General features: G+C 41.3%; 20 protein-coding genes and 1 pseudogene. 18 read left to right on the top strand and 3 right to left on the bottom strand.

The window, feature by feature from the left end; all coding sequences use genetic code 11:
• Positions 1-196: 196 nt before the first annotated feature.
• The 15 genes from VZF35_RS00240 (at position 197) to VZF35_RS00310 (ending at position 18,278) form a co-directional block, all read left to right on the top strand.
• Positions 197-379: a hypothetical protein gene (locus VZF35_RS00240; protein WP_407309892.1), complete on the top strand. Its 183-nt coding sequence runs from the start codon at positions 197-199 to the stop codon at positions 377-379.
• Between the two features lie 384 nt (positions 380-763).
• Complete coding sequence (locus VZF35_RS00245; RefSeq protein ID WP_407309894.1) at positions 764-2,125, top strand: sigma-54 interaction domain-containing protein; 1,362 nt, start codon at positions 764-766, stop codon at positions 2,123-2,125.
• Positions 2,126-2,444: 319 nt separating this feature from the next.
• The gene (locus VZF35_RS00250; protein ID WP_407309896.1) at positions 2,445-3,299 is read left to right on the top strand and encodes a 3-hydroxyacyl-CoA dehydrogenase family protein; all 855 of its coding nucleotides are present in this window, start codon (positions 2,445-2,447) and stop codon (positions 3,297-3,299) included.
• Positions 3,300-3,362: 63 nt separating this feature from the next.
• A complete protein-coding gene (locus VZF35_RS00255) occupies positions 3,363-4,145 on the top strand; it encodes a short-chain-enoyl-CoA hydratase (RefSeq protein WP_407309898.1) in 783 nt (260 codons plus the stop codon).
• A 403-nt stretch (positions 4,146-4,548) separates the two neighbouring features.
• A complete protein-coding gene (locus VZF35_RS00260; RefSeq protein ID WP_407309900.1) occupies positions 4,549-5,892 on the top strand; it encodes an acetyl-CoA hydrolase/transferase family protein in 1,344 nt (447 codons plus the stop codon).
• Between the two features lie 43 nt (positions 5,893-5,935).
• Positions 5,936-7,165: a thiolase family protein gene (locus VZF35_RS00265; RefSeq protein ID WP_407309902.1), complete on the top strand. Its 1,230-nt coding sequence runs from the start codon at positions 5,936-5,938 to the stop codon at positions 7,163-7,165.
• 102 nt (positions 7,166-7,267) lie between these two features.
• Positions 7,268-9,103, top strand: coding sequence for an acyl-CoA dehydrogenase (locus tag VZF35_RS00270; RefSeq protein ID WP_407309904.1), 1,836 nt, complete (start codon positions 7,268-7,270; stop codon positions 9,101-9,103).
• Between the two features lie 159 nt (positions 9,104-9,262).
• Positions 9,263-9,760 (top strand): hypothetical protein, encoded by a 498-nt coding sequence (locus tag VZF35_RS00275; protein WP_407309906.1) that lies wholly within the window; start codon positions 9,263-9,265, stop codon positions 9,758-9,760.
• A gap of 117 nt (positions 9,761-9,877) precedes the next feature.
• On the top strand, positions 9,878-10,021 hold the full coding sequence (locus VZF35_RS00280; RefSeq protein WP_407309908.1) for a hypothetical protein: 144 nt from the start codon (positions 9,878-9,880) through the stop codon (positions 10,019-10,021).
• Between the two features lie 438 nt (positions 10,022-10,459).
• Positions 10,460-12,385: a cell wall-binding repeat-containing protein gene (locus tag VZF35_RS00285; protein ID WP_407309910.1), complete on the top strand. Its 1,926-nt coding sequence runs from the start codon at positions 10,460-10,462 to the stop codon at positions 12,383-12,385.
• Positions 12,386-12,877: 492 nt separating this feature from the next.
• Positions 12,878-14,338, top strand: a complete 1,461-nt coding sequence (locus VZF35_RS00290) for a DNA-3-methyladenine glycosylase 2 family protein (RefSeq protein WP_407309912.1) — start codon at positions 12,878-12,880, stop codon at positions 14,336-14,338.
• 18 nt (positions 14,339-14,356) lie between these two features.
• Positions 14,357-14,896 (top strand): methylated-DNA--[protein]-cysteine S-methyltransferase, encoded by a 540-nt coding sequence (locus tag VZF35_RS00295; protein ID WP_407309914.1) that lies wholly within the window; start codon positions 14,357-14,359, stop codon positions 14,894-14,896.
• Between the two features lie 74 nt (positions 14,897-14,970).
• Complete coding sequence (locus VZF35_RS00300) at positions 14,971-15,894, top strand: DUF1848 domain-containing protein (protein ID WP_407309916.1); 924 nt, start codon at positions 14,971-14,973, stop codon at positions 15,892-15,894.
• Between the two features lie 467 nt (positions 15,895-16,361).
• Complete coding sequence (locus VZF35_RS00305; protein ID WP_407309918.1) at positions 16,362-16,469, top strand: DUF1848 family protein; 108 nt, start codon at positions 16,362-16,364, stop codon at positions 16,467-16,469.
• A 204-nt stretch (positions 16,470-16,673) separates the two neighbouring features.
• Positions 16,674-18,278: an IS1182 family transposase gene (locus VZF35_RS00310; RefSeq protein ID WP_407307550.1), complete on the top strand. Its 1,605-nt coding sequence runs from the start codon at positions 16,674-16,676 to the stop codon at positions 18,276-18,278.
• A 174-nt stretch (positions 18,279-18,452) separates the two neighbouring features.
• Here VZF35_RS00310 and VZF35_RS00315 read toward each other — a convergent pair whose 3' ends face one another.
• A complete protein-coding gene (locus VZF35_RS00315; RefSeq protein WP_407309920.1) occupies positions 18,453-18,653 on the bottom strand; it encodes a type II toxin-antitoxin system RelE family toxin in 201 nt (66 codons plus the stop codon).
• Between the two features lie 30 nt (positions 18,654-18,683).
• Positions 18,684-19,349, bottom strand: a complete 666-nt coding sequence (locus VZF35_RS00320) for a DUF4158 domain-containing protein (RefSeq protein ID WP_407309922.1) — start codon at positions 19,347-19,349, stop codon at positions 18,684-18,686.
• Positions 19,350-19,735: 386 nt separating this feature from the next.
• On the opposite strand from VZF35_RS00320, the pseudogene VZF35_RS00325 reads away from it, so the two are divergent.
• Both VZF35_RS00325 and VZF35_RS00330 read left to right on the top strand, forming a co-directional pair.
• Positions 19,736-19,891 (top strand): annotated as a pseudogene (locus tag VZF35_RS00325) (transposase); the annotation flags it as partial.
• A gap of 330 nt (positions 19,892-20,221) precedes the next feature.
• The gene (locus tag VZF35_RS00330) at positions 20,222-20,683 is read left to right on the top strand and encodes a DUF4829 domain-containing protein (RefSeq protein ID WP_407309924.1); all 462 of its coding nucleotides are present in this window, start codon (positions 20,222-20,224) and stop codon (positions 20,681-20,683) included.
• A gap of 195 nt (positions 20,684-20,878) precedes the next feature.
• Here VZF35_RS00330 and VZF35_RS00335 read toward each other — a convergent pair whose 3' ends face one another.
• On the bottom strand, positions 20,879-22,483 hold the full coding sequence (locus VZF35_RS00335; protein WP_407307550.1) for an IS1182 family transposase: 1,605 nt from the start codon (positions 22,481-22,483) through the stop codon (positions 20,879-20,881).
• A gap of 758 nt (positions 22,484-23,241) precedes the next feature.
• Here VZF35_RS00335 and VZF35_RS00340 point away from each other — a divergent pair.
• Positions 23,242-24,408, top strand: a complete 1,167-nt coding sequence (locus tag VZF35_RS00340) for an amidase domain-containing protein (protein ID WP_407309926.1) — start codon at positions 23,242-23,244, stop codon at positions 24,406-24,408.
• Positions 24,409-25,056: the final 648 nt, after the last annotated feature.

Consider the following 25,056-nt stretch of genomic DNA (forward strand, 5'->3'; position numbering starts at 1 on the left):
TCACCCCGGCTCACAATCTGGTCACCGATACTGGCAGTTAGTTGACAGCTAATCGGCAACATTGAATCACATCCCCAAAAAATAATCACGACCATAAGAATTGGGGATGGGTTACAGAAGGTAGTAATGATTCAACTGAGAGGTTAAAGAACCACTAACCTCTATTGTCGAACTCTTTCAACAGAGGATCATCGACATGATCCAACTTCACGTCGATGAAAACGAAGAATATATCCAAAGACTCAAACAGAAGATTGACTGCTCGGTAATAAAATGTCATCCTTTTGGAATCGATGTAAGCAGCGGCGTTGAAACAAATGGTTGGAAAGATGAAGAAAAGATAGGAAAAATCATTGCCCTAACCAGGACTATTGGCTAAAGGATGCTGATTGGTGATTAAAAAAATAAATAACACGCTAACTGTGAACTCTCTAGGTTCGCAGTTTTTTTATATTATCAGAATTTTATGCTGCGAAAAAAGGTCTATATTCGATCTATTACAATATTTTATACCCATTCTATGAGATTTGTTATGACCGAATCTCTGATCTAACTTCACTTAGAGGATCTCCTGTTCAGGTGTTGGTGATCTTATTTATTAATACCCGGTAAATTCGGCAGGAATCCCCAAATAACTATTGAAATAGTTCTTAGTATAAAGGAACTTGGCTGCGAGGTAGTCTCTTCTGGCCGTCCATGGCTTCAGAGACACTCGGCCATCTTAATCCAGACAAAAATACAAGAGGGTGAGACAGTGAGGGATATGAAAAACGAGATATACATTGAAGTTTTGAATGGGATTATGGAAAATCCCTACATTGGAATTATTATTGTTGATACCGAGGGCTACATTAAAATAGTTAACAAAACCTATCTCGGAATACTAAACATGAAGGAAAATGATGTATTGAATAGGCACATCTTAGAGATCATACCTCACTCAAAACTTCCGGAAGTATTAAAAACCAGAGAGGTTCAACTTCCTAATTATTGGACGGCAAAAGGGCAGGATCCCGTTGTTTTTCGAACGCCCCTATATACGGAAGGGAAATTAATAGGGGCCATGGAGCAAAGCCTTGTCTACTTAGAAAGAGAAATCGCAGCTTGTAAAGAGATAAGCGGTAGTATCTACTGTGCCAAATATTGTTTCGAAAATATTGTCGGTAAAGATGAAAATCTGCGCAGAATCAAGTCTCTGGCTCTGCGAGCATCGAGAACTCGTTCAACGGTTTTAATCATGGGAGAAAGTGGTACCGGCAAGGAACTTTTTGCCAATGCCATTCATAAAGCCGGTCCGCGTACAAATTATCCCTTTGTCAGAGTCAACTGTGCGGCACTGCCCGATAATCTTTTAGAATCAGAACTATTCGGTTATGAAGAAGGAGCATTTACCGGAGCTCGCAAGGGAGGTAAGCCGGGCAAATTTGAAATAGCCAATCACGGTACGATTTTCCTTGACGAAATCGGAGATATGCCACTGGCAATGCAAGCTAAGTTGTTGATTGTCTTGCAGGAACGTGAAGTTGAGCGAGTCGGAGGAACAAAACCCATTCGAGTCGACGTTCAGGTTATTGCAGCTACCAACCGTAATTTAGAACGAATGGTTAAAAAAGGTAGATTCCGGGCAGATCTCTATTACCGCTTGAATGTTGTAACTTTGAATATTCCGTCCCTGCGCGAAAGACCAAAAGATATTATTCTTTTGGTCAATTATCTCTTACCTGAGTTAAACCACCGCCTGCATACCTGGGTAGAGAGAATATCTCAAGAAGCCGTTCTGCTTCTTTGTAATTATGATTGGCCAGGCAATGTGCGGGAATTGGAAAATTTACTGGAAAGAGCCATTAATTTAGCGGACTTTAATCAAGACACTTGTCTCACCTCGCAATACTTTCCTTCATTACTGAGACCGGCTGTGCAACTAAAACCAGCCATCCAGCCAGTTGAGATCGAGATAAGGGAGAGTGTCGACAACTTGGAGGAAGCAATTGGAAAAATAGAGGTCGAAACCATACGGCGAGTTTTGCTGAAAACTCATAATAATAAAGCTCAAACCGCTAAAATTCTGGGGTTAAATAAATCAGTCTTATATCGAAAACTAAAAAAATATAATTTTATGTCCTAATTTGTGAAATCTTTCTCCACGTTAATAATTTAATCCGACCCAAGACCGTCCCAAAACTAAACCCATAGCCTCATTTTGCAACCCTAAAATTAAAAATAATGGTCTCATTTTGCATCCAATGGGAGTTAATTCCAAACGAAAATGGGGGCTAAAACTCCAGAAAGCCGATAGCAAAGGCATTTTGATAAAAAGAATTCCCCATAGGCTTGTTGGCATACTTATTGCTTTATAGATAAATAACAACGAGTTAAGGAGATGGTGAGGAAAAAAGCAGACGTAGAAGATCCTATTTTAACATAAAGTAAAGGAGATGGCAGACATGGAAATCAAAAAAATAGGAGTATTAGGTGCTGGCACCATGGGTGCAGGAATTGCTCAAGTATGCATACAAGCAGGTTATAATGTCGTTTTAATAGATATCGTACCAGGAATTGTAGACAAGGCACTTGCCGGTTTAGATAAAGCCTGGGCCAAGGCTATCGAAAAAGGTAAGGCGACTGCTGAAGCCGTGGCTAATTATAAGACCCTAGTTACTACCAGTACAGACGTTAATGATTTTAAAGATGTGGACCTGGTAATCGAGGCAATTGTAGAAAATATTGATGTTAAGAAAAAAGCCCATAAACAACTTGGCGAAATTTGCAAACCTGAAGCTATTTTAGCGAGCAACACTTCAGCACTGAGTATTACTGAGATTGCCGCCGCTACTAACCGTCCGGATAAATTCGTAGGAATGCATTTCTTTAATCCGGTAGTCGTGATGAAATTAGTAGAAGTCATTCCGGGCATCGTGACTGCTGATGATACAACCCAAACCGTCCTTGAAGTTGCCAAGAAAATTGGCAAAGACCCTGTATTAGCCAAAGAAAGTCCCGGATTCATCGTTAACCGCATCTTGGTTCCCTACATGAATGAAGCAGCGAACGTTTATCAAGAAGGTATCGCTACGCTAGAAGAGATTGATAAGGCCATGAAACTGGGTGCCGGAATGCCTATGGGACCGTTGGAACTGGCAGATATGGTCGGAATCGATATCGTTTTAGCTGTTTGTGAATTTTTTTACAAAGAATTTGGCGATTCCAAATATCGTCCTTCGCTGGCGTTCAAACAAAAAGTTCGTGCTGGACATCTTGGTAGAAAAACTGGTAAGGGATTTTATGATTACAGCAAATAAACGGAAAAGCAATAGTAAATAATTTTTAAGCTTATTTGTTACAGATAGAAGAGAGGTAAAATTATGGAATTTAAAAATATAATCTTAGAAAAAGAAGATTATCTAGCCATACTCTCTATCAACCGTCCTAAAGCAATGAATGCTCTTAACGCCGATACCTTGTATGAACTGGAGGCAGCGGTAAAAGATGTAAAGAACGACACCGATATCAAGGTTATGATTATAACCGGGACGGGAGACAAATCATTTGTGGCCGGAGCTGATATCACTTTCATGTTGCCGTTTACGCCTATTGAAGGTAGATTTTTCTCCGATGTAGGAGAACGGGTAATGCGGCAAGTGGAATTACTGGAAAAGCCTGTAATTGCAGCCATTAACGGCTTTGCTCTCGGAGGAGGGTGTGAGCTGGCCATGTCTTGCGACATCAGGTTAGCCTCAGAAAATGCGGTTTTTGGTCAACCTGAAGTAGGCCTTGGCGTCATACCCGGCTTTGGAGGAACGCAGCGCCTTCCTCGTTTAATTGGTGAAGGGCGTGCCAAAGAACTAACCTTTACGGGCGATATTATTAATGCTCAAGAAGCCTTCCGCATCGGTTTAGTAAACCATGTTTATCCCCTTGATCAATTAATTGATGAAGCTAAAAAATTAGCCAAAGAAATCGCCAGTAAGGCACCATTAGCGGTTGGTTATGCCAAATACGCTATTAACAAAGGCTTACAAGCAGACATTGATACTGCTATGGGCATTGAGTCTGATATGTTTGGCATATGCTGCGCAACTTCAGACAAAGCTGAAGGTATGGGCGCTTTTGTCGAAAAGAGAAAACCAAAGTTTGAGGGTAAGTAATTAAGTGTACGACATTCTTTATCCCTCCTTAATTGATTGATTTAGCAGATACCAGCCGAAAAATGTTACCAAGGCACCGTTAGCAGTGAATTAAGCCCAGCAATGCTTCATCAAAAAGCCTGCAGGTTAACAGTGATACTGCGGTGGGCGTTGAGTCTGATATTTGGCTTGTGCAATGACGAAGCTGGAAAAACTCGTAAAAACAGACCAGGGCACCGTTAGCGGTTGATTAGGCCTAGCAATGCTCCATCAAATGCAGGTTAACAGTGATGCTGCTATGGGCGTTGAGTCTGATATTTAGTTTGAACTGAGCTGCTTCGGACAAAACTGAAGAAATAGGGACTTTTGTTAAGGTTTAGCCAGTGGAGAAATGGAAGGAAAAAGCTAAAAAGGAGGGATGAATTTGGATTATAAAAGTGAATATCTGCACAAATTAGTTTCTGCTGATGAAGCGGTCAAGGTAGTTAAGTCCGGAGATCTTGTTCATTATGGCGAATTTATGATGGCTTCACATATTTTAGATGCTGCCTTAGCCAAAAGAAAAGATGATTTGGAAGAGGTTAACATTCGAACAGTCACCTGTCCTTTTATGCCCCAGACTGTTATCAATGATCCGGAAAGGAAACACTTTATTTACAATGATTGGCACTTTAGCGGTACCAGCAGAAAACTTCATGATAAAAATTTGTGCAACTATATTCCACTGAATTATCACGAAGGCCCTAGTATTTTCAACCGAGGTTTGGTGCCTGTTGACGTTGCCTTAATCAAGGTTACTCCACCTGATCAGCATGGCTTTGTGAATTTGGGCACTTCCAATTCCATTACTCATGCCTTCTGTGATGCTGCCAAAACAGTTGTCGCCGAGATAAATGAATCTGTACCGAGATGTTTAGGCGGCACAAGAGAAACTTTGCATGTTTCCGAAATTGACTACTTTGTGGAAGGTGACAATCGTCCTCTTGCACAACTTCCTGAAACCCCTATATCCGATGTAGATAAGGCGATCGCTCAAATTGTCCTGGAACAAATCGAAGATGGTGCCTGCCTGCAGTTAGGAATCGGGGCTATGCCCAATGTTGTCGGCGCAATGATCGCCCGGTCAGACCTCAAAGACTTAGGTGTTCATACCGAAATGCTGGTCGATTCATTCGTAGATATGTACGAAGCCGGAAAGATTACGGGTCTGCGCAAACAGCTTGACAAGGGGAAAATGGTCTATACCTTTGCCATGGGGACCAATAAACTCTATGATTTTCTGAATAGCAACCCGATTTGTGCAAGTTATCCCGTCGATTATACAAATGACCCGGATGTAATTTGCCAAAATGACAACATGATTTGCATTAATAATGCGATTGAAGTTGATCTTTACGGACAGGCTGCCTCAGAAACATCAGGTATACGACAGATATCCGGAACCGGTGGTCAGTTAGACTTTATATATGGATCGTTTAAATCTAAAGGAGGGAAAGGCCTGATCTGTCTATCCTCTACCTTCCGCGACAAAGAAGGCAACCTCCAATCCCGCATTAAACCAACCCTTACCCCAGGGTCGATTGTTACTATTCCCAGAAGCATAAATTATTATGTGATCACAGAATACGGGATTGCCATGCTGAAGGGAAAAAGTACGTGGCAAAGAGCTGAAGCCTTGATAAATATTGCTCATCCTGATTTCCGCGAAGAACTTATCAAAGAGGCTGATGCCCAAAAAATTTGGGTTAGATCAAATAAGATAAGTTAGCCTTTCCTGCAAATTTAAGAAAAGAAAAAGGAGATGGTTTGAAATGGCAATTGAAGCTAATGAAGTTGTATTGGTTAGTGCCTGCAGAACACCGATCGGAGATTATGGCGGTTCCCTCAAGCCTGTACCTGCTAATGAATTGACTAAGCTAGTTGCTACCGAAGCTATTAAGCGAGCGGGAATTGAACCGACACAAGTGAATGAAATCGTAGCTGGAATGTGCTTAGGTCATGGCAATGGTTCCTGCCCGCCTCGTATCGTGGCCATGCAAATAGGCATGGATCCTAAATCAAGCGCCTGCATGGTTAATCAAAACTGCGCATCAGCTATGAGAGCTGTGGAAATTGCAGCTATGAAACTCCAACTGGGCAAATATGACATTGCCTTGGTAACCGGTACGGAAAGTATGAGCAACATCCCCTACATTGACCCGACAGCCAGATGGGGAGCCAGAATGGGCGATGTCAAACTCATGGATGCCATGCTTGCTGACGGGCTGGTATGCCAATTAGCCGGATCCCACATGGGCGTTACGGCTGAAAATATTGCAGAACTGTACGGCATTACCCGGGAAGAATGTGACCAGCTGGCCCTTATAAGCCATCGCAGAGCAGTAAGGGCTATTGATGAAGGCCGTTTCAATCGAGAGATTATTCCTGTACCGGTTAAAGAAAGAAGGAAAGAGTACCTGTTCTCCCAAGATGAACATCCTATTCGGGATGCCAGTCTCGAAAGTATGGCTAAGTTAAAACCAGCCTTTAAAAAAGACGGAGTGGTAACCGCTGCTAATGCTTCCGGTCTTAACGATGCTGCTGCAGCCGTAGTTTTAATGACAAAGCAGAAAGCAAAAGAATTGGGACTTAAACCTCTGATGAAACTGATTAATATCTGTGATGAAGGAGTGGAAGCCCGCGTTATGGGTTTAGGACCGGCGGTTGCCATTCCCAGATGTTTGCGCGAAGCAGGTATGAACTATTCAGATGTCGACTACTGGGAAATTAACGAAGCTTTTGCAGCTCAAGTACTCGGCGTTGGCCGGAAACTGAAGGAAGAATCAGGCATTGACATGAATATCGGCACCGTCGAGCAAGATGGCAATGTTAACAACAATGGATCGGGAATTGCCTTGGGACACCCTGTAGGTTGTACCGGACTGCGCATCATCGTCAGCCTGTATTATGAACTCGAACGGCTTGGAAAGACAGTTGGCGGCGCTTCCCTATGCGTTGGCGGCGGTGCAGCTTTGGCTTCCCTGTGGACTAGAGATGTGTAACTAAAGCTTAGCGTTCTATCCGAATCAAGCGTAAGCAGTGGCTTTTGATTTTACGTAAGGCAAAAGAATCGGCGATAATAATTGAAGTGGAGGAACGTAAACATGGCTTCTAATTTTGCCATTAATAATATTCGGGATTTTGAATTTATAATACAAGAGTGGCTTCCGACAGAAGGGGTTTTTAACTACCCGCAGTTTGCTGATTATTATTCCAGAGATGATGTGAAATCAGTCCTCGAGCCCATTTTAAAAATGTGCAAAAACGTGATTGAACCGACCAACAATGAGAACGAGACTCACCCAGTAACCTATGCTGACGGTAAGGTTACCACTCCGCCGAGCTATGGGGCACTTTTCCGCAAGCTGCAGGAGGAGGGCTGGGGCACCAGCAATATTGATGAATCTCCCGATGCCATGGTTATGCCGGAAATGATCAATGCGGCTGTTTGGGAAATGATTTGTGCAGCTAATCCTGCTTTTATGCCCTATGTTATGCTGACCACCGGATCGGCCAATCTGATTCAATCCTATGGCGACGAAAAATTAAAACAAATGTTTCTTCCTAAAATGATGAACGGAACTTGGGCAGGAACCATGTGCCTCACCGAACCCGGTGCCGGTTCAGATGTCGGGGATATCACTTCCAAAGCTTATCCAACCGATGACCCTCGAGTTTTTAAAATTGCTGGCAATAAACTTTTTATAACAGGTGGGGATAATGACTTTTCGGAAAATATTATCCATCTCTTCCTAGCTCGTATTGAAGGTGCCAAACCGGGCACCGGCGGCATTTCTCTGTTCGTAGTTCCTAAGCTGTGGGTTAACGAAGACGGCAGCTTGGAGGACAATGATTTCATCACCACAGGCGTAGAGCACAAAATGGGACTCCACGGTTCAGTCACTGCCGCTTTATCCGCCGGAGAGAACGGTAAGTGCCGTGGCTGGCTGCTGGGTATTGACCCACGGGAAAATAACGGTAAGGGCGAAGGCATGGCTCAAATGTTCCAAATGATGAACTTGGCTCGCATGGAAACAGGGCATATGGCTCTGTCCTGCATCGCTAACGCCTTTGCCAACGCCAGGGATAATGCCAAAGAAAGAGTCCAGGGCCGCTTGCTGACCAATCCTAAAGCGGGCCGGGTAGCAATTATCAATCACGAAGACATCAAACGCACACTGATGATGGGTAAAGCTTACGTCGATGCAATGCGGGCCATGATGTACCGGGTTTATCTGGCCTTTGACCAACGGCATCGTGATCCCGATCCTGCAGTAAGGCAAGCTGCCAGCGATCTGATTGAAATTACCACCCCGCTTTGTAAAGCCTATCCTTCTGATGAAGGATGGTGGCTTATTGGCGAAGCAATCCAGTCTTATGGCGGCTATGGTTTCTGTGAAGAGTATCCTGTATCCCAACTCGCTCGCGACATGAAGATATACTCTATTTGGGAAGGCACAAACTATATCCAATCCTTAGACTTGCTCGGTCGGAAGATGAAAATGAAAGGCGGCTCCGTCTTCAACGCTTGGGTTCAGGAAATGGTTGATTTCTATGAAACTAATAAGGGTCACGAAAGCTTAAGCAAAGAATTTGCCAATTTGGGCAAGGCTCTAAAGGCTTATCAAGAGATGCTTAAGTCTCTCAATGAAACCAGCCAAAGCAACATGAGCATGGTCCCTCTTTATTCCCGCCGCATCCTGACGGCTACCGCCCAATTATATAGCGGCCGCCTGCTTCTTGATCAGGCTGTTTTGGCAGATAAAAAAGCTCAGGAAATCGGACCAAGTCACTTTGATTATAACTTCTACGCCGGTAAAGTCGCTAGTGCCAGATACTACCTGCGCAATGTTGTTCCCAACGTTTGGGCTGTAGCAGAAATAGTCATGGACGGCGATACTTCGGCAATTGATGCCCCAATTGAGGTCTACGAATACTAAGTACTGGCAAAAGTCGGCTAGTTACTTTGTACCAACTCTAAGCAAAGTCGATTTTCCGATAGAAAATCGGCTTTTGCTTTCCCCGTTACAAGGATTACCATAATTGCATGGTCCCGATGGTTATAAGGTTAATTTTATTAATTCTAAGGAAGTGAGAACATGCTAACGATTGATGAGTATATTGCCAAATTGAAAAAAGCCGACAAACTGGATGAATTCGATTTCTTAAAGAAGTCGGAAAACATGGCTGCTGTCATGAAATACGTGATGTCTTACTTTAATGAATATCTAACTAAGGAGACATGTGATGATGAGATAATTAAGCAAAAACATACTATGGACAAACTTGGGAAAGAAATCCAAAATAGGTACCCTAAAAGCAAAGACTTTATTCTGAACTTTTATCTACAATACAAAATCAAAATACATAAAGAGATTGAAAAGTGGACTGAGAATATCTCGTATTTTCCTTTTTTCTATTGTGAGGAAGACTTCTGTTTAGCGGCAAAAAGCTTTTGTACCAGTTATAAGTTAAAGGAAGCAAACATGGAGGAATACGAAAGCGAAATCGCGACGCTCATTGGCGATTTCAAACAGTATAAATACGGAAGGGCCAGCACTTTAGCCTCTACCGTAGTCAAGCATTTAAATCAATGACATTTTTGCTTCTGTAAAGGCTTTAAATGAACTGAATTTTATGATTACGGTTAGTTCAAAACATTGTTTAAAATAATAAGAGCACGATGGAATATTGAGAACTCAATTTTCAATAACTTGAAACGCGAATGTGGGTTAGAACATTGTTTTGTGCATGGCGGGAATGCCATAGAAGCAGTGCTTTATTTGATCTTTATTGCATCGAATATCATGCAGTTATTTTTGGTTAGACGACTGAGAAACCATTTTACGACTCAATGAGAAATAGTAAGACTTTTATTAAAGGGACTATATCAGTTGAAGTATAAAGTCGAATTAGTTTTGAGTAGCGCATAGAGACTAGGCAACTAAATAAGAGGATTAATTTTGGGGTAGGGGAGGTATATCCATTTTGCAGTTAAATTAAGTAAATGATGTTGATAAAATACATAATAAGTGAATTCCTCAATAATGATCGGTGGAAATCATACAAAAGCTAAATAGCTGATATTTACCTATTTGCTCCTTTTAGCGATCGATCCAAATCCTCACAAATATTACCAGAAGGAAAGCTCCTTACGCCAGCGAATAGTAAAAGTGCGCATTAATATCAATCATCGGGTCAAATTTGCATTAAGTCTATAAATAGCAGCAATAAGATACTTCAAGAGCGATGATTAAAAAGAAATCTAAACAGACGTGAGGAGAAAAAATAATAAGGTGAGTAAAATTAGAGAGGCCTTAGCTGCTCTAGTTATGGCAAGTATGGTATTAACAATCGTCCCTCTCAATGTATTTGCTTCAGACACGGTTCCAACTCGGTTGGCAGGTACAAATGCTGAACAGACTGCAGTCAGAATTGCGGATCAAACAGGCTGGACTGGAACCGCAATTCTTGCTTCCTCAACTTCGTATGGTATAGTTGATGCTCTAACCTCAGGTCCGCTGGCCTACTATTTAAAAGCACCTATCCTTCTGAGCGGAGCTGGAAATTCCCTTGACTCAGCAACCAAAGACGAACTTGTTAAACTCGCCGTTACGAAGGTTTATGTGACCAGCGGAACGGCTGTGATCAGGCAAGGAGTCCTCGATGAGTTGAAAGCAATGAATATTACGGTTGTACCCCTTGGTGGAGTTGACCGTTTTGAAACCTCGGTTAAGATCGCTCGATTGATGGTTACCCTCGGCGCACCGGTGACGAAAGTTGCGGTTGCCTACGGCTGGTTAACTCAAGACGCGCTCTCAATTGCCTCGATTGCTTCCCAGGCGAGTCAACCAATTCTTTTAACGAACAGTACGAAACTTCCTGATATTGTCCAAGAATTCTTGAAAGAAAATCCTGGCATCACCACCTCTGATGTCATTGGCGGAACTGGCGTCATTAATAGTACTGTCTTGAATCAACTTCCAAATCCTACTCGCCATTCAGGAATCACGGCCTATGATACGAATGATCAAGTCATTAAAGACTTCACCGGTTCCCTATTGTTTGACCAGGTATACTTGGCCAATGGGGTTACGGGGATTGATGCTCTTTCCGGTGCACCGCTGGCTGCTCAAACTAAGTCTGCGATAGTCCTCACCGACGGCGTTACGTCTCCTGCGGCAGGTGTTTTCGTGAAAAGCAAGATGTCCGTTAATAGTGTTGTCACTGCACTCGGAGGTGAAGCAGTAGTTACCGAGAGTCAACGTAATCTTGTAATTACGTCGAATACAAGTGTACAAAACGCCATAATTGCTCAAAAAATAGAGGATATAGCCAACCAAAATGATATTCCACCCGCGCTGGTTAAAGCCATCGCCTGGATGGAGAGTGGATGGAAACAATACAAATTAGATCCAACGACGGGACAACCTTTAACAGATCAACCGTTCATATCTGCCGACGGCGGCATAGGAATTATGCAAATTTCGCCGGCCAATTATCCCGAATACGATGTCGCCAGGCTAAAAAGTGATCTGGATTATAATATTGACGTGGGCTGTCAAATCCTCAATAACAAGTTCCGAGCATACCCCAAGATTGGAGATGGGAATCGCAACGTTTTAGAAAATTGGTATTTTGCCGTATGGTCCTATAATGCTTGGACTAAACAAAATAACCCAAATTACTATACGGGTCAAGACGCCTATCAGGATAAGGTATTTGGCCTTCTCGGTCAAAAATACAACAGTGCAATTACCTTCGCTCCGGGTGCCACAATTCTTCCCAAATCCCTGTTACCGCTTACAGATCCGCCGAATCTCTCCAGCTGCTGGAGCACTCCGACTCCCATGCACAGCGGGGACCTGGCGTTTGATCCTCAGTCATTGATGACTAATGGAGATTACTGGTATAACTATCAAATCCCTCAGCAGCCCAGGGGCGATTTCTATGTTCAAGCTTTAGCATTTTACAATACTCTTTATAATAGCCCTTTGGTCTCGTCAGGGGATAAGACGATCGTCTCTCAGAAAATCCTTAACACCTACAACCAACTCTTAAATGCGGCGGATGCTTTGGTGTTAGCGAATAATGCTACTTCCTACGCAATTGCGGCAAAATATTACTGGACCGTCCTTCAAGGGCCGAACTTGGATTCTGCAATTAGGAACCGGGCTGGTTCCGGTTATCAGAATGCTTCAGCTAAAGCAAACCAGTCCTAAGATTTAAACCTGTTTATATGCTGCGAAAGCTTAACAAAAACCACTGATGCAAAGTGCTCAGTGGTTTTTGTTCTACTATCTGAAAGTATAACTTATATCCAAATTTAGTGGAGTAAATACCTTCGTTGAATCAGCACTTTAGCTATGATAAAAAACATGTCCGAAAACAGCCAGATGTTTTTGAGAAATACGATATAATTGATTAGAGGCCAAAGTACAACTGTCAAACTATAGGAGAAAAAAACAAGATAGTTCAATGTAGGTATATTTATGAACAGCCAATGGTACCGGGTATCTGGTATTTGCAAGTGAAGTTCTCTCCGCATTAAATGCGTATCCCGTTGAGTATATTAACGAATACTATCAGCTCTACAAAATTGGATACATTGAAACCATGAAACATGATCGTACCATAAAATACATATCCGAAAACAGCCAAATATTTTCGAAAAGATATATTTTAATTGAGATCAGATAAGAGGGCGATAAAAAATGTTGGAGAACATTAGTGGCTTATATGCGGCATTTATGGCGAAGGACGCACGTTTTGATGGACGTTTCTTTATTGGTATATCGTCCACAGGCATATATTGTCGCCCAGTATGCCGGGCAAAGCAACCCAAAGTCGAAAATTGCACTTTTTATCTCACCGCGGCGGAAGCCGAACAAGCTGGTTACCGCCCATGCCTTTTGTGCAGACCTGAGCTTGCTCCCGGTACTTCAAAAACTGACGCCACCGCTAATTTGGTTTACCGAGCAGCGAGAATGTTAGAGGAAAACTGTGGGGATGGACAAAGTTTAGATGAACTTTCCGGGCGGCTTGGTTGCACTGATCGGCATTTACGGCGCGTATTTACAGCGGAATATAATGTATCACCAGTTCAATACCTGCAAACATGTCGACTGCTCCTTGCTAAAAATTTGCTTACTGACACAGACTTGCCGGTGCTTGACGTTGCAATGACTGCTGGCTTTGGTAGTTTGCGCCGATTCAACGACCTTTTCAAAAAGCAATATAACCTTTCGCCCACAGCTTTACGGAAACAGGCTTCGAAAGAAAAAAAGCAACCTAGCGACGTGACTTTAGCGCTGGGCTATCGCCCGCCCTACCGTTGGGAAGAAATGCTGAGCTTCCTCGCCGGGCGTGCAATCGCCGGAGTTGATATAGTAAAAAACAGCGAGTACATGCGGACTGTGCATATAGTAGCCACAGAGAATAAACATGTATATGGTTGGGTACGGGTAGGCCACAGACCCCAAAAGAACGCCTTGATCGTCACGGTAAGCGAAACTTTGCTGCCTGTATTACCGCAAGTTTTAGCACGAATACGACATCTGTTTGATTTATATTGCGACCCGGGCGCGGTGTACCAAACGCTTTCATCAATGAACGATATACGTCCCGGCCTCTGTGCTTTAGGAACCCGTTTGCCGGGTTGCTTCAATGCTTTTGAAATGGCGGTGCGGGCGGTGCTTGGACAGCAGATCACCGTGAAAGCAGCGAGCACTTTGGCTGCAAGAGTTATAGATACTTATGGTACGCCAATTCAAACAGGGATAGAGGGCTTGACTCATGTTTTCCCTTCACCCAAAGATATATTAGCTTTGGACGGGCCCATTGAAAACCATCTTGGCCCGTTAGGTGTGATAGCGGCACGGGCAAGTACGATTCATGAATTGGCAAGGGCAGTAGTGCAAGGGAAAATTGATTTTGATCTTTGTGCCCAACCGGAAGAAGAAATAAAAAAATTGATGACAATTCGCGGCATTGGTAGTTGGACAGCACAGTATATTGCTATGCGTGCGATGGAATGGCCGGATGCTTTTCTTGAAACAGATGTTGGTGTAAAAAAAGCACTTGACCCTTACACATCAAAAGAAATGTTGGAAATGGCAGAAGCGTGGCGACCGTGGCGCAGTTACGCAACTATTAATCTATGGAATTCACTGTAAACAAATAGGAGGTTTAACATGTATTATTCGACGCTTTACGCATCGCCAGTAGGTAAAATTACGCTGGGATGTGATGGTGAAAACATCGTTGGTTTATGGATTGAAGGGCAGAAATATCATGGAGATACCATACCAGAGGCGATGGTTGAAAAAGACGATCTACCTGTGTTTGACGCCGCGAAGAAATGGCTTGACAGATATTTCGCGGGCGAGAAACCCGCCATTTCCGAACTGCCGTTAGCTCCTTTTGGCGGCGATTTCCGTCAGGCTGTCTGGAAGATTCTTTGTGAAATCCCTTATGGCGAAGTTACCACTTACGGGGAAATCGCAAAAAAACTAGCTATTCAAATGCATAAGGTCAGTATGTCCAGCCAGGCGGTTGGCGGTGCCGTAGGACATAATCCTATTTCCATTATTATCCCCTGTCATCGTGTCGTAGGGTCAAATGGGAGTTTGACTGGCTATGCCGGAGGTATCAACAAAAAAACGAAATTGCTGGAACTTGAAGGGGTGGACATGTCTCAACTGTTCATACCCACACGAGGGACAGCCCTTTAATACATATATCGTTATGAAGGAGCATCTATAATACGGACTGCTCATTCGAACAAAATGAAGTCCAAGGTGGTAATATGATCATTACAGCAAGCCGGAGAACGGATATTCCGGCATTTTACTCAGAGTGGTTCATAAACAGGTTGAATGAGGGCTATGCCCTTGTTCCCAATCCCCGGAATCGAGATCGATTAGGACGGATAAATCTTTCTCCTAATAACGTAGATTGTATTGTATTCTGGACGAAAAATCCCATTCCCATGTTTAACAAATTTGAGCTGCTCGATAGCATGGGATATTCTTACTATATGCACTTTACATTAACACCTTATGACAAATTAGTTGAATCTTTTTTACCGCCGAAGTCTGAGCTTTTGCAGGTATTTAAAGAAGTATCAAAACGCCTTGGAGCCTTGCGCACGATTTGGCGTTACGATCCGATTGTGATTGACACGTTCCATCCAATCAATTGGCAAATTGAACAGTTTGCTAGGATGTGCGAAGAATTGCATTCCTATACAACTCGTTGTTTTGTGAGCTTTGTGGACGCCTATAAAAGCATAAGCAATAAATACAGAGTGATAACACGAAGTGAAATGCTTGCGGTAGCGGAAGGTTTTTCGAGGGCTGCGGAAAAACACAACATTGCATTATATACTTGCGCGGAAGAAATAGATTTAACTCAATTCGGTATTCGACATGGCGCTTGCGTTGAGCAGAACCTGATTGAACAGATTATCGGATGCCGGATAGAAACAAAAAAAGATGCTAACCAGCGTGTGGCATGCTGCTGCATCGAAGCGGTCGATATCGGAGCATATGATACCTGCCCGCATGGGTGTACGTATTGTTATGCCACATCAAGCCAAAAAACGGTATTGAAACGAGTGGCTGCACACGATCCAAACGCACCCATGATTACTGGATACCCGAGAGGCGATGAAATCATTACTGACCGTACGAAACCATCGCATAAAAACAATCAAATCAGCTTGTTTTGAAATACAAGCACCTTTTCGTCTGCAGTCCGTACTGTGATTGAGGCCGCGAAAGGACCGGATAAGGAGGAATAGCGACTTGCGAAAAATGCCGCAAATGATAACGCTACTTATTGGCAGGGCTATCCCGGATACCCGATCATCGCTGTTTTGATGCTCCAGGGAAAGTTGCCCCTGGAGCGCAGCATTGCAAACATGTTTACGGGTATTAACTGGTCAGTGTTAAATAAAGCTGCAAAACGCGACTACGCGAAAGGTGTTGACACCGTACTCGCACAGCGACATTGCGATGCAGATACACAAAACAAATTGAGGGCAGAAGCGAAACGTGTGTATGATGCGTTAGAGCGTTTGGACTTTGAAATCAGACGCACCCGTAAGCAAATATGACCTTCCATGAAAATGCATTTAGGGCGGGCTTAGTCCGGCAGCATGATGCAACATAGAAAATAAACCCAGGAGTGAGAACTATGCTTTTAAATATCAGCGGACGAACTGACATCGTGAATTATTACTCAGAGTGGCTTTTCAAACGATTTGAGGAAGGGTATGTCTACTCCCGGCTTTTTCCCCGGTAATGGGACAACCATTGATTTCACCGGCGTTGCAATTTATGGGGTCCCGCCAACATTCTAACGAAAATATACGCTAAGACATATTTTGGAAGCAAAAAGGGGGCGTTGCAAAACGAACTAAAATAGTTCGTAAGCAACGCCCCTTTTTCCTACTAGAAACAAAACTGCAGGTCCCAAAGAACCCGCAGTTGTCGTATAATTTGAGTTATGCTAACAACCAAATTACACTCTAAAAATTATACTGAATTAAGTGGACACTATCAATTAGTTCTACCATTTAATTTTGATGTGTTAATACCGGAGGATGACTCAGTTCGACTGCTAAGCCACATTTTGGAGGGATTGAATTACGAAGCGTTGTATCAGGCCTACTCTTCCACTGGAAGAAAACCTGTAGTCGAACCCAAAATCCTGTTCAAAGTAGTAGCCTATGCCTATATGAACAACATTTACTCAAGCCGCAAGATTGAAGTTGCTTGTAAAAGAGACATTAACTTCATGTGGTTGTTGGAAGGATGCAAGGCACCAGACCACAGCACCCTTGCTCGATTTCGGAAGAACTATTTAAAGGAATCCATAGAAGACCTCTTTTTCCAAATGGTGACGTATTTACACAAGCTTGGGGAAGTAGAGTTTAAGAACCTTTTTGTCGATGGAACAAAAATTGAAGCCAATGCTAACCGTTATACGTTTGTCTGGAAGAAAGTCGTTACTAAGAATGAGACCAAAATGTTCTTGAAAATTCAATCCTGTCTTGAGGAGATCAATTTGACCTATCTAAAGGACTTCAAGGCAACCAAAGAAACGTTACTTAAGGACCTTAAGGCGGCCCTCTCCTACCTAGAAGAAAAACGTCAGCAAGAGCAGATTGAATTTGTCCATGGTATTGGAAAACGGAAATCAAAGCTACAAAAGTTTACAGAAGACCTGAAGGAATTCTATACCCGTCAAGAAAAGTACAACAGACATCACCAATTCTTCGAAGGAAGAAATAGCTACTCCAAAACCGATCCTGATGCGACCTTCATGCATATGAAAGATGACCATATGCGCAACGCTCAGTTAAAGCCGGCTTACAATGTTCAGATTGGCGTGGAAAGTGAATATGTAACAGGGGTTGGAATTTTCCAGGATCGTAACGACATAGCCACACTCATCCCTTTCTTAAACACGCTGGAATCTAAACTACAGGCCCATTATGAAAATGTTACTGCAGACTCTGGTTATGAGAGTGAGGAGAATTATCTTTATCTCGAAGGGAAAAAGCAGACCTGCTACATAAAGCCGCAAACCTATGAACAATGGAAAAAGAAACGCTTCAAAAAGGATATCAGCAAGCGAGAAAACATGGTTTACAATGCAGAAATGGATGAATACACCTGTCATAACGGAAAACAACTCAAACTAGTGGGAATTACCCATCGAACATCGGCAACGGGCTACCGATCTGAAATCACGATCTATGAATGTGAAGACTGCCGTGATTGTCCTTGTAAAAGTCAATGTACAAAAGCTAAAGGCAATCGAAGAATGCAAGTATCTAAAACGTTTGTGGCCAAACGCCAGGTATCGTACGGAAACATTACCACCGAAAAAGGGAGACTACTCAGAGTAAATCGATCCATACAGGTCGAAGGAGCCTTTGGGGTACTCAAAAATGACTATAACTTTAATCGCTTTTTGACACGAGGTAAAAACAGTGTAAAAACTGAATTTATGCTGCTGTGTTTTGGGTATAACGTGAATAAACTTCACGCTAAAATACAGAATGAACGAATTGGTAAACCCCTTCATCCATTAAAAACGGCTTAAAAAGGGGTCGAAAAAACAGTCTCATCTAGAAGGCTTATTTTGCTATACACAAATTTAAGTAGAAAATAGAGATTGAGCATTGCAATCAAACCACTTAATATTTTCCACAGTAAAAAGAAATGGGGAGCATCGCTTGCTACTTCAAAATAGTAGTTTTGCGACACTCCCTTTCGGTTACTTATATATCCCTCCACAGGAATCTATAGCCTGAATGTACACGATCTTTTCAGTGTGATTAATTTCAAAAAGTATACGGTATGTACCAATCCGGAGACGGTATAATCCCAGGTATCCTTTCAGAAGTTTGATATCGCCACTTGGGGGAATTGTTAAAAGTCCTGCTAGACCTTTTGCAATACGTTTTTGAACAGACACTTCTTGTTTGGCCAGAAGTTTGATCGCGTCTTATGGTAAATCAACTTGTAATCCGAACTCACGCTTTGCATCCTCCCCCGTAACATAACCAGCATCGCCATTTTCGCCGGTTGGTTCGTCTTTTTCCTCATCCAAAGATGAAATACTTTCTATCAGGGCATCTAACTTGGCCAAAGATGCATTAGGTATTTTTTCATAGGTGGCCTTAAAGAATTGTTCTTCAAAAGTTGAGACAGCAGACCGAATAAGACGCTCAATACGCTCCGGAGTAGGAGGAACAATTTTCAGCTCCCGAAACCGTTTATACACCATATCTTTGACATGTTCAAATTCTTGGTCGTGATATAAGACGTTCTTACACAACCAGTCAGTTATATCCTGCGCGTCCTGTGTGGTGTCTTCTCTGAATCCGAAAAACTCCCGGATTTGTGTTCGGTGATATGTAATGGAGCGTCCGGCCCAATCATATTGTGCATATAATGCCGGTTCCGTATAAATTTGCTTTGCAATATAAGCAATCACAGCTTTAGGAACTTCGTATTTTTGGCTTGGAAATCTAGCTTCATGCTGGAAAAACTTAAGTAGTACAGCAAAGCCTAACCGGGTTTCTCCCGTCTTGTTCTCAATTAACCTCATTTCACTTGGCATAATCGTAAAATGCTCAATTAATTCGTCCATCTCCCAATTTCTCTTCATAATTTCCCTCCAAGCAAAGTTCCTAAAAGAGTGAGTATCGGAACATCTATGTAGGCTTTAGTATATAAGAACCTGATATTTTAGACAATATTGACTTTAAAACAGCGTAAGTACCATTTTCAAGATATTTTTCGGAACTTACGCTGACCCCTTTTTGTCCCTTCCATCGGTTATATTTTTACGTGAAGGAATTACCTTGATCCAGTCCTAAAAAAATACTCTTAAGATATTGGCTTTATCCTGATTCCATGATAGCTGACAAGATCTATCGCTATCAAGAAAACTCCATTTCTGCAAGAAACATCATAATGAGGCTGAGTGAGTGGTCCACCACTGGGAAAATCTCAAAAAGGATTCGGAAGTTCTGAAAGAAAAAAAGTTGGAAAGAACAAGATGTAGAGATACGAAACGTGTGCGAAGGAAAATTCGGTAAAGGCAAGCAATTACATAGCTTTAGCCATATTATGGCGCGACTGAGAGAAACTAGTATGACGGTTATAGCGATGCAGCTCTTGGTAATGAACCTGGAGTGCAGACTCTGAATTTTTCTCTCAAATTTTCAGAGCGTTTTTTTAGGGTGGCTAGATTAGAATTTTGGATTTACTCATTTTGAGCAATCCCTATCTACCCTCTTTAAGATCATACGACCTCTTGGGTTAAAGTTATGTTTAAAACTATTTAACCCTAACAATTTCCCTTTTTGGGAGCCGTAAAACATTTATACTGTTTCCATTTTGTCAACTCTGTCCCCGATATTTCTTAATTCAGGCGGTATTACTTATTGCTAAGTATTTTAGTCTCAATTCTTGAATGTTATAATGCCAAGTAAGGAATTGGAAGAAGTAACTAATGTTTACGAAAGGGGGGGCAACATGAAATTTGTTGAAGCTAAGATTAAGCTTAATCAACTGTCGAAAATGATTATATTATTCATAATGTTTGTTATTCTAGTGGCTGGGTGCAGTTCCAAAACTAGCGTTACCCAGGATGATATTAATCAAGCAAAAAAGGTTGTTACAAATTTCTTTATGGCTTTGCAAAGCGGAAACTATGATGAAGCGAATAAAGCATTAGGAAGGTATATGAAAGGCTTATATACCGCAGATAATATTTCAAAATGGAAACCACGAATACTATCCATTGAATATCCGGGAAGATTTACAAATAGTCATATTCCACCAGAGAGTTACAAAGCAAACTATGGTAGAGATCCATATAAGTCGATGAATTTGTATGTCGAATTTATGGATGAAACAGGAAAACAAGGCTGGGATTATATTCTCATAAAAGAGACAAAGGATAGTCCCTGGGAGATACATGATTGGGGGCAATAATCCCAAAATATAAAAAGATTTTTTTAAGGGAGTGTCGCAAAACTACTATTTTGAAGTAGCAAGCGATGCTCCCCATTTCTTTTTACTGTGGAAAATATTAAGTGGTTTGATTGCAATGCTCAATCTCTATTTTCTACTTAAATTTGTGTATAGCAAAATAAGCCTTCTAGATGAGACTGTTTTTTCGACCCCTTTTTAAGCCGTTTTTAATGGATGAAGGGGTTTACCAATTCGTTCATTCTGTATTTTAGCGTGAAGTTTATTCACGTTATACCCAAAACACAGCAGCATAAATTCAGTTTTTACACTGTTTTTACCTCGTGTCAAAAAGCGATTAAAGTTATAGTCATTTTTGAGTACCCCAAAGGCTCCTTCGACCTGTATGGATCGATTTACTCTGAGTAGTCTCCCTTTTTCGGTGGTAATGTTTCCGTACGATACCTGGCGTTTGGCCACAAACGTTTTAGATACTTGCATTCTTCGATTGCCTTTAGCTTTTGTACATTGACTTTTACAAGGACAATCACGGCAGTCTTCACATTCATAGATCGTGATTTCAGATCGGTAGCCCGTTGCCGATGTTCGATGGGTAATTCCCACTAGTTTGAGTTGTTTTCCGTTATGACAGGTGTATTCATCCATTTCTGCATTGTAAACCATGTTTTCTCGCTTGCTGATATCCTTTTTGAAGCGTTTCTTTTTCCATTGTTCATAGGTTTGCGGCTTTATGTAGCAGGTCTGCTTTTTCCCTTCGAGATAAAGATAATTCTCCTCACTCTCATAACCAGAGTCTGCAGTAACATTTTCATAATGGGCCTGTAGTTTAGATTCCAGCGTGTTTAAGAAAGGGATGAGTGTGGCTATGTCGTTACGATCCTGGAAAATTCCAACCCCTGTTACATATTCACTTTCCACGCCAATCTGAACATTGTAAGCCGGCTTTAACTGAGCGTTGCGCATATGGTCATCTTTCATATGCATGAAGGTCGCATCAGGATCGGTTTTGGAGTAGCTATTTCTTCCTTCGAAGAATTGGTGATGTCTGTTGTACTTTTCTTGACGGGTATAGAATTCCTTCAGGTCTTCTGTAAACTTTTGTAGCTTTGATTTCCGTTTTCCAATACCATGGACAAATTCAATCTGCTCTTGCTGACGTTTTTCTTCTAGGTAGGAGAGGGCCGCCTTAAGGTCCTTAAGTAACGTTTCTTTGGTTGCCTTGAAGTCCTTTAGATAGGTCAAATTGATCTCCTCAAGACAGGATTGAATTTTCAAGAACATTTTGGTCTCATTCTTAGTAACGACTTTCTTCCAGACAAACGTATAACGGTTAGCATTGGCTTCAATTTTTGTTCCATCGACAAAAAGGTTCTTAAACTCTACTTCCCCAAGCTTGTGTAAATACGTCACCATTTGGAAAAAGAGGTCTTCTATGGATTCCTTTAAATAGTTCTTCCGAAATCGAGCAAGGGTGCTGTGGTCTGGTGCCTTGCATCCTTCCAACAACCACATGAAGTTAATGTCTCTTTTACAAGCAACTTCAATCTTGCGGCTTGAGTAAATGTTGTTCATATAGGCATAGGCTACTACTTTGAACAGGATTTTGGGTTCGACTACAGGTTTTCTTCCAGTGGAAGAGTAGGCCTGATACAACGCTTCGTAATTCAATCCCTCCAAAATGTGGCTTAGCAGTCGAACTGAGTCATCCTCCGGTATTAACACATCAAAATTAAATGGTAGAACTAATTGATAGTGTCCACTTAATTCAGTATAATTTTTAGAGTGTAATTTGGTTGTTAGCATAACTCAAATTATACGACAACTGCGGGTTCTTTGGGACCTGCAGTTTTGTTTCTAGTAGGAAAAAAGGGGCGTTGCTTACGAACTATTTTAGTTCGTTTTGCAACGCCCCCCTTTTTGCTTATTGGGATAACATTTTAACTTTTATACGTTAAGCTTGAAGTTGAAATAACATTATTGCTAAGTCCGCTAAAGTATTTAATAGCACATAATTTTATATCCACAAAGGTTGTTTTGTTATTGCCTTCACCAGCAAAGATGTAAACCAGGGGCACGGCGAATGGAAGAATAGGGCTTGAAGTAAACTTTTTGTTGGTGTCGTTGCGTATATTTTCGTTAATTATCTATACTACAAGACGGGAGGAGCTGCATTCATATAGGTTCGCTTGTTGCTTACATGGTAACGACGTATAAATGGTTGGTTTTAAATGTAGGAGAAGAAATAGAGACCGCCGTCAATAACCCAACTTTTGATCGAGACCGAAAGTTGGGTTAATATATATTTAAAAATTTTTCTAACAACAGCAATATTCTACAAATTTACCATATAATACCATTTATAATTGAATTGTTGTTCATAAATTCGAAAAGAAAGGAGATTTATCTAAATGTTTATCACTTAGTGGGGAAGTATTAAAAAAATAAGAAAAAAGGAGAAAAGAAATTATGAAAAAACTCATGGCTTTTGTTTTAACATTTTTATTACTCTTTTCAAGCAATGTAGCACTAGCAGCAGGGGAAGCCATTCGGATGATGTGGGGATGGTTAAAAATTTAATCAGCATGTACTTTGACAAATATTTTGAATCCTTTCAAACTTTACAGATTGCCGATTTAAGCAACATAGTTGAAGATAATGATCAGACATTTTTATATAACAATATACTTCAATCTCAAGTCGAGGCGAATAGGGCAATAAATTTATCTTATACGAAATATAATGTTAATTTGGATTTTAAAAACATATTATTTTCCGGAAACAAGGCTACCGTAAACGCATTAATGAGTTGTGATTATGCTTATTCAACAACTCCAGATCAAAAATCGGCGATGTATAACATTGAGTATAATTTTGAGCTATCTAAAATTAACAGCCAATGGAAAATTACGTCAATAGATTCAAATTTCAATGAATACGACTATTTTAAAAACCAAGTAGGCGAAAAACAGAAAAAAGGATTGTCAAAAAGGCAGGCCATAACCGAAACTAAGAAAGAGAGATCAGATAACATTAAAATAACTATAGATTACCTTAAAGGTAATCCCTTAATTAAGCCTAATAATGAAAAGCAAAATAAAACAACCTTTTCAACCATGTCTGTATCTGTTTCCTATAATAAATGGCTAGCCGTAAACTGGGCACAACGATTTGCCACAGCTCCAAATGAATCCAGATTTTTCTATACGGCTGGAACCAATGATTGTACTAACTTTGTTTCACAATGTGTTTGGGCCGGATATGGTGGATATGTTGAGGGAAATGATACCCAAACAAAAACTAACATCAGTAATAAATTTAGGATGATAAATGTTTACCCAAGTGGATGGTATGGCGGAGCAATTGGGGGAGGCGGTACTCCAGCATGGGAGAGTGTTGTATCACTTTGGAACTATGCCACTCCTGTCCACAGCAGCGGACCGAATGCCACCGGTTATAACAATAATCAACCTTATTACAACTATCTACCGAACCAAATATATCTAGGGGAAGTGTTGCAATTTAGAAACGGATCTACAGGAGATTACACACATTCAGTAATTGTAACCTACAGTAAAGATTCTAATAATAGCTATTATTCGGACATATTAGTTTCCCAACATAGTGACAACCTGTGGAATCGAAATCTTTGGGAGTTAATTCAAAATAAAGGCGGAAACAGTTGCTATATGAGGGATATGACATTTAAAAGTGCTTCATTTGCTAGTTAAGACAAAAAGAGTTCCAAAATTATTTTCTAAAATCTGAGTTTAACTCTCGATCATCGCACCTCCAACTGTGGGTTTTATTTGCTGTGAATGTACTCTCAAGGTGTCGTAATTAATCCGCTCTTTAACGATGTGCGCTGCTTCAATTGGATCTGGGTAGAGTCGTTCTATATTTGCGAAATCCACAAAACGATTTTCCCTGAAGAAATACCAACAAAAAGTAGCCTTTTCCAATTGGCAAGCTGTTTATGGCAGAAGGGTAACTCAAAAGAGCACTGAGCAGAAACATAAAAACTATTAGTGACTTAAGTAAATTTGATCCCGAATAGATTAAGCGTTATCATAAACGACAATATTTAAGGTATCAGAAATTCTACAACTATTCCTCTAGATATTGAAGAACAAGATATAGTCGTCTCTATTGTATTATGAAAAGCCAGGAGCCAATTTTTTAAGGCCCTGGCTTTAAAGTTTAAACGGATTTTCTACGTTTATGTAGTTATAATATCCGGTTACTCTTCAGTAACATGACACGGATGGCTACCAATACTCTATGTTCGCTGCTCTGATCTTGGATTATAGCGATAATACCAATTATATCCATATATTTGCGGGTGGTGACAGCTTCGCTGGTACAACCCCAAGTAAGAA

Source organism: Desulfosporosinus paludis, assembly GCF_045689965.1.
Lineage (GTDB): Bacteria > Bacillota > Desulfitobacteriia > Desulfitobacteriales > Desulfitobacteriaceae > Desulfosporosinus > Desulfosporosinus paludis.